Annotated in this window: 3 protein-coding genes and 1 pseudogene; all 4 read left to right on the top strand. The window is 68.7% G+C overall.

Annotated features, from left to right (window positions below):
* A pseudogene (locus EER30_RS49805) lies at nucleotides 1-120 on the top strand (IS630 family transposase); the annotation flags it as partial.
* Nucleotides 121-310: 190 nt separating this feature from the next.
* Nucleotides 311-3,367 carry a hybrid sensor histidine kinase/response regulator gene (locus tag EER30_RS37875; RefSeq protein ID WP_164842627.1) on the top strand — a complete coding sequence of 1,019 codons (3,057 nt, stop codon included), beginning with the start codon at nucleotides 311-313 and terminating at the stop codon, nucleotides 3,365-3,367.
* A 215-nt stretch (nucleotides 3,368-3,582) separates the two neighbouring features.
* A complete protein-coding gene (locus tag EER30_RS37870; protein ID WP_164842626.1) occupies nucleotides 3,583-5,679 on the top strand; it encodes a two-component system sensor histidine kinase NtrB in 2,097 nt (698 codons plus the stop codon).
* Entirely contained in the window at nucleotides 5,676-6,872 is a 1,197-nt protein-coding gene (locus EER30_RS37865) for an HDOD domain-containing protein (RefSeq protein ID WP_127506104.1), read from the top strand. Before EER30_RS37870 ends, EER30_RS37865 begins: the two co-directional genes overlap by 4 nt.
* Nucleotides 6,873-6,905 lie beyond the last annotated feature (33 nt).

The following is a 6,905-nucleotide window of genomic DNA, read 5'->3' as shown; positions in this document are numbered from 1 at the left end:
CGCCAAGCCCATGCCTTCTTCCAGCACCGCACCGACAGCCAGAACCTGACCACCGCCGCGCCCTGGACCTCACCCTGGCTGCCGCCGGGTTACGGACAAAACTTCTGGCCAGGCGCTTAGGGCGGAGAGGATGTCAACGATGGTTCTGTCGGCGGGTCGAAGGGCGGCAGCTCGCCTACGGGGTGGGGAGCGATTCAAGCGTTCTCGGTTGCCCCGGTGGCAAACGGATTAGCGTTGGGAGGGGCGCGTCTTGCGCGGCAGGCGCCGGCCGTCCGTGTCTGGCTGGCGGGGGCGCATCGTGGGATCGGCGTTGGAGTTCGGATCGACGGGTTTGCTGGAGGCGGCGCCGGACGCGATTGTCGCGGTGACGGCGGACGGCACCATCGCGTTGATCAACGCGCAGGCGGAGCGGCTGTTCGGCTATGCCCGGTCGGAGTTGCTGGGGCAGCCGGTCGAGTTGCTGGTGCCGGAGGCGGTGCGGGGAGCCCATCCCGGTCATCGGCGGCGGTATTGGCATGACCCTGAGCCCCGTCCGATGGGGGCCGGGTTGCAGTTGGCGGCCCGGCGTAAGGACGGCAGCCAGTTCCCGGCCGAGATCTCGCTGTCGGCCATCGACACTACGCATGGACGGCTCGTGGCCGCGGCGGTGCGTGATGTCAGCGACCGGGTTCAGGCCGAGGCGAAGTTTCGTGGCCTGTTGGAGGCCGCCCCGGATGCGATCGTGGGGGTGGACGCCGACGGGCGGATCGTGTTGGTCAACGCACAGACCGAGCGGTTGTTCGGCTACGGCCGTGACGAGTTGGTCGGGCACCTGGTGGAGATCCTGGTGCCGGAGGCGAAACGGGCGATGCACCCGGCCCGCCGCACCTCGTACCTGAGCGATCCGCAGCCTCGTCCGATGGGCGCCGGGATGGAGCTGTCGGGCCGGCGTAAGGACGGCAGCGAGTTCCCGGCCGAGATATCGCTGTCGGCGATCGATACCGAACACGGGATTTTGATCTCGGCGGCGATCCGGGACGTGACCCAACGACGGACCGCGGCCGCGGCGCAGCACCAGCTCGCCGCGATCGTGCAGTCCTCGCATGACGCGATCATGGGCAAGACCCTGGAGGGGAGGATCACCAGCTGGAATCCGGGCGCGGAACGGCTGTACGGCTACGCCGCGCAGGAGATGATCGGCCGCCGCGTCGACCCGCTGTTCCTGCCGGCGTGGCTGGCCACGGAGGCGTCGGTGATGCGCCGGATCGCCGCCGGTGAACGCGTGGAGCAGTTCCAGATCGAGCGGCGTCACAAGGACGGCAGCACGATCACGGTGTCGTTGAGCCTGTCACCCATCGTCGACGACGCGGGCGCCGTGGTCGGCGTGGCGTCGGTGTCGCGCGACGTCAGCGAGCGGCTACGGGCCGAGGTGAAGTTCCAAGGACTGCTGGAGGCCGCCCCGGACGCGATCATCGGCGTCAACCCCGACGGGAAAATCGCGTTGGTCAACGCCCAAGCCGAACGCCTGTTCGGCTACTCAAGAACTGAGCTGCTCGGCCTGCCGGTGGAGATCCTGGTCCCGCAGTACGCCCGCGACGACCACCCAGGTTACCGCCATGGCTACCTCGCCGACCCGCGACCTCGCCCCATGGGTGCCGGTCGGCAGCTTGCCGGGCTACGCAAGGACGGCAGCCAATTCCCCGCCGACATCTCGCTGTCCTCGATCCAGACCGAGGATGGTGTGCTGGTCTCCGCCGCGATCCGCGACGTCACCGACCGGGCCCGAGCCGAGGCGAAGTTCCGCGGCCTGCTGGAGGCCGCCCCGGACGCGATCGTCGGGATCACCCAGGACGGATCCATCACGCTGGTCAACACCCAGGCCGAACGGCTGTTCGGCTACGCGCGTGAGGAACTGCTCGGCCAGCCTATCGAGATCCTGGTCCCCGAACGCGCTCGCGGGGTGCACCCAGATCGGCGCACCCACTACTTCACCCAACCCGTGCCCCGGCCGATGGGCGCCGGCATGCAGCTCGCCGCCCTGCGTAAGGACGGCAGCGAATTCCCCGTCGAGATCAGCCTTTCCGCGCTGGACACCGAAGACGGGGTGGTCGTCTCCGCCGCCATCCGCGACGTGACCGACCGGATAGAGATGCAGGCCGCCCGCGAGCGACTCAAGACCCAAGCCGAACGCGAACGCCTGGAAGCTCAACTCCACCAGTCCCAACGTCTGGAAAGCCTCGGCCAGCTCGCCGGCGGCGTCGCCCACGACTTCAACAACCTGCTCGCGGTGATGCTCAACTACACCACCTTCGTCGCCGAGCAAATCACCGCGAAAGCGGAGGCCGACCCGGACGGCGAATGGCACGAGGCCCGCAACGACATCATCCAGATCCAACGCGCCGGTGAACGCGCCACCGAACTCACCCACCAACTCCTGGCCTTCGGCCGCCGTGAAGTCGTCCGGCCCCAGGTCCTCAACCTCAACACCGTGATCGAGGAAATCGAACCGTTCCTGCGCCGCACCATCGGCGAACACATCCAACTGCACCCACGGCTGACAGCGGCCCTGTGGCCGGTCCTGGCCGACCCCGGCCAGATCGAACAAGTCCTGGTCAACCTCGCCGTCAACGCCCGCGACGCGATGCCGCAAGGCGGCACCCTGACCATCGGCACCACCAACCGCACCCTCGACCAGGACGCCGTGACCTCTCGCGCCGCCCTGTGCCCCGGTCGCCACGTGGAGCTGTGGATCGCTGACACCGGCACCGGCATCCCACCCGAAGTCGCCGAACGGGTCTTCGAACCGTTCTTCACCACCAAACCCAAAGGCGAAGGCACCGGCCTCGGCCTGGCCACCGTCTACGGCATCATCGTGCAAGCCGGGGGACACACCGCCATCACCTCCGCACCCGGCGCCGGCACCACCGTCACCATGCTCCTGCCCGTCACCGACCAAACCCCGGCACCCGTCGAGACACCCACAGCCCCACAACCGGGCCGAGGCGGGGAAACCGTACTGATCGTCGAGGACGAGGAAGCCCTCCGCGAGGTCGCCCGCCGCATCCTGACCCGCAACGGCTACCAGGTCCTGACCGCCGCCGACGGACCCGAAGCCATCAAAATCGTCGAACACACCACACACGACATCCACCTGCTGCTCACCGACGTCATCATGCCGCGCATGCTTGGCAAAGAACTCGCCGGCGAGATACTTCAGCTGCGCCCCACCACCCGGGTGCTGTACATGTCCGGCTACGCCCAACCCGTCCTGGCCTCCCAAGGCACCCTCGACCCCGGCGTCACCCTCGTCGAGAAACCCTTCTCCGAGACCAGCCTCCTCACCCGCATCCGCGAAGCCCTCGACACCATCGACCAGCAACCCCAGTAGCGCCGGCCACAGCGCAGCCGCTCCCGCGCCCCAGGCGGGCCGATACACCTCAGTAGCTGCTCTTTTCCAGGCCGGGCCCGGAAAAGAGGTCGAGAGGCCTCCGCGCCCGCCTTCCCGTGCCGATGGGAACTGAGGGGGGAATACACGGAGCGTTAGGGAGAAGCCTCTTGATCAGCCTGGGCCGGTGGGCACGACCGGGTGCCGGCGGTGCCTCGATGCTGGGACAGGTGCGTTCGCTGTTCCTGTTGTTCTGTGTGCTCTGGTCCGTGATCGGTGTCTTCGGTGTGAAACAGGACGCCGGCCTCGGGACCCGCGTCGCGACGATTGCCGCGATCGTGGTGGTCGAGCTCTGCCTCTGCTGGGGCTACCGGCGGGGCGCGTTCCCCCGGGCGCTCTGGCTCGTCGAGGCGTCGTGCGTGTGCGTGGTCGCGGCGGCTTCCGACTACGGCATCACCGTCGGCCTGCTCTTCGTGTGGATCAACTTTCGCGCGTTGTACGGCGGTCGCCTGGATCACATTCTCGGAGCGTCCTGTGTTGTCGGCATCATGGGAATCGGCGTCGGACTCGACGGTCTGGCCTTGTCCGATGCCCTGCCGCTCACGGTGACGGCTCTGATCGGTCACACCATCAACCACACCTTGGGCCGGGGCATCGGGGCCCGTGACCGGGCCGCGCTCCGCGAGCGGGTCGTCGCCGAGGCGGGCGCGAGCTTCGCCGCCGCGACCGACCGTGGCGAGGCTGCGCGGGCCGCGGTCGACGCGGTGGTCGCCTTGGACCGGCGGATCAGCGCCGCTGTCGTCGCCACGATCGCCGGCGGAAAACTGCGGCCGATCGAATCCGCCGGGGTGGGCGGCCGCGACCCGAACGACCGTACGATGGACCTCGCCACGAGCGGGCCGGCCCATCAGGCGGCGTTGCGGCCGGGCGGCTACGCACAGATCACCGGAACGGACGCGACCTCGTTCGCCGAGCGGCTGGGGCTGCCGGCATCCGATCGCGTGGACCTGGTTCCACTCGCCGCCGGGGGCAAAGTCTTCGGCCTGCTGGTCGTCGCCTATTGCCCGCGCCCTGAGGACGATCTGAGCGCCTCCCTTTCCACCTTGGCCGACGAGGTCGCGCTGACCCTCGACCAGCTCCTGACCCGCTCGCGACTCAACGTCGTGGTGGAGCACTCGCACGACGCCCTCCTGTTGTGTGGGGAACAGGGGACGATCCGGTTCGCCAACTCGGCCGCGGCCCGGCTGCTCGACGTGCCGCGCGAGGCACTGACCGGCCGAGAACTGGACTCGCTCGTTCACCCCGACGATCTCGCCGAAGTGCTGGCGCCGGATCAGACGACGGCTCAGATCCGTCGGTTGCGCGGCCCCGACCCTGAGGCATGGAACGAGTTCGAGGTGTTCGTGGCCTACGTGACCGAACACAACGGGTCTCGCAGCATCGTCCTCAACGCCCGGGACATCTCCGAGCGGCAGCGCCTCGAGCTCGGCCTGCGACACGCCCAGAAGCTGGAGTCCGTCGGTCGCCTGGCCGCGGGCATCGCCCATGAGATCAATACGCCGATGCAGTTCATCGGCGACAACGTCCGGTTCCTCGACGAGTCGTTCACCGAGCTGCTGACGCTGACGGCGGAGATCCGGGAGCGCCTGGGCGCGTCCGACGAGGATCTCACTCGCCGGATGCTCGACCTCGACCTCGACTTCTTGCTGGAGGAGGCGCCCGCAGCGATCCGCCAGACTCTGGAGGGCGTCGAACGGGTGGCCATGATCGTGCGGGCGATGAAGGCGTTCGGGCATCCCGGCTCGGACACGAAAAGCCCGGCCGACCTCAACGAGGCGATCCAGAACGCGGTGGTTGTCGCGGCCAACGAGATCCGGCTCGTCGCGGAGGTCAGAACGGATCTGGCTGAGTTGCCGCCGGTGCTGTGCCACATCGGCGACATCAATCAGACGGTTCTCAACCTGCTGATCAACGCGGCGCACGCGATCGACGCGGCGGGCCGCGGCCGGGGCGAGATCCGGGTGAGTACCCGGCGTGAAGGTCACGAGGTGGTCATCGAGGTCGCCGACACCGGAACCGGCGTGCCTCCTGAGATAGCCGACAAGCTGTTCGACCCGTTCTTCACCACCAAGCAGGTCGGCCAAGGAACGGGCCAGGGTCTGCCCCTGATCCGCAGCCTCGTCGTCGACCGGCATCAGGGATCCATCAGCTTCACCAGCGAGCCCGGCGTGGGCACGATTTTCACAGTCCGGTTGCCAGTCGACGCGCGCTACGCACCCGAATCCCCAGCGACACCGGCGGAGGTACCCGTATGACCGGCAAGCCGCACGTCATTTTCGTCGACGACGAGCCGCGCATCCTCGACGGCCTACGGCGGATGCTGCGCACGGAGAGGAACCGGTGGGACATGTCCTTCGCGCCGGGCGGCGCGGAAGCCCTGGCCGCCATGAACGACCGGCCGTGCGACGTGGTCGTGACCGACTTCCGGATGCCCGGCATGGACGGCGGAGACCTGCTCAGCCGCGTCCGCGCGCTTTATCCCGGCACGGCCCGGGTCATCCTTTCTGGGCAGACCGGTGAGGACAACGTGCTGCGCGTCATCGCGCTCTCGCACCAGTTCCTCAGCAAACCCACCAGCCGGGAGCAACTGGTGCAGACCGTGGACCGGCTCCTCGCGGCCCAGGCGGCCTCGGGCGACGGCTCGGCCCGCAGCGACGCGGCCATGGTGCAGTCGCTTCCCAGCGCGCCTAGCATCCTGCCGGAACTGATCATGGCGCTGGAGGCGAATGATTCCTCGGCCGGATCGATCGCCGCCGTCATCGAGAGCGATCCGGCCGCCACGGCGAAAGTGCTTCAGCTGGTGAACTCGTCGGCGAGCATGGTGGTGCAGCCGATCAGCGACGTAGCCCAGGCGGTGGCGTTGCTCGGCCCTCCGACCGTACGCGGCCTGGTGGTGATGCACGACGTGGTCCGCAGTCTCGACCCCGAGGGGCTCCTTCCCGCCCGCTGGATCCAGGAGCTCACCGAACATTCCGTACGGACCTCGCGCCTGGCGCGGTTGCTGGCCGGCGATACGTCGTGGGCGAGCGAGGCCTTCACGGCCGGTCTGCTGCACGAGGTGGGGCAATTGGTGCTGGCGTCGTCGCGAGGTGACGGCTACCCCGCGGTCCTGCGTGCGTGGGCCGACAGCGACGCGCCGCCGGCCCCCCTGGACACCGCCGAGCTGGCTGCCTTCGGCACCTGCCACAGCGAGGCGGGCGCCAACCTGCTGCAACTTTGGGGTCTGCCCGTCACGGTCGTGTCCGCCGTGGCGGAGCACGCGAAAGCCGAGGTGGGGCCCAAGGTGCACGACCCGGGCTCCGCGGTCGCCCTGGCCCACCGCATCGTGGAGGCTGAGTTCGGCCTCGTGTGCGAGGCGCCCGGCCATGGCGAGAGCTTCACCGACCAGGACGTTTCCGCGGCGGATCGGGATGTTGTCGAAGGCTGGCGGGCGACCCACCCACGGTGACTCCCAGGGGCCCTCGGGCGGGTGATCAGTACC

The sequence above is a fragment of the Actinoplanes solisilvae genome (genome assembly GCF_003999975.1).
Lineage (GTDB): Bacteria > Actinomycetota > Actinomycetes > Mycobacteriales > Micromonosporaceae > Actinoplanes > Actinoplanes solisilvae.
This window is presented reverse-complemented; position numbering and strand designations above follow the sequence as displayed.

Coding starts and splice junctions, on each gene's coding strand:
- EER30_RS37870 (WP_164842626.1), top strand. CDS start 3,583: ATGCTGGGACAGGTGCGTTCGCTGTTCCTGTTGTTCTGTGTGCTCTGG.
- EER30_RS37865 (WP_127506104.1), top strand. CDS start 5,676: ATGACCGGCAAGCCGCACGTCATTTTCGTCGACGACGAGCCGCGCATC.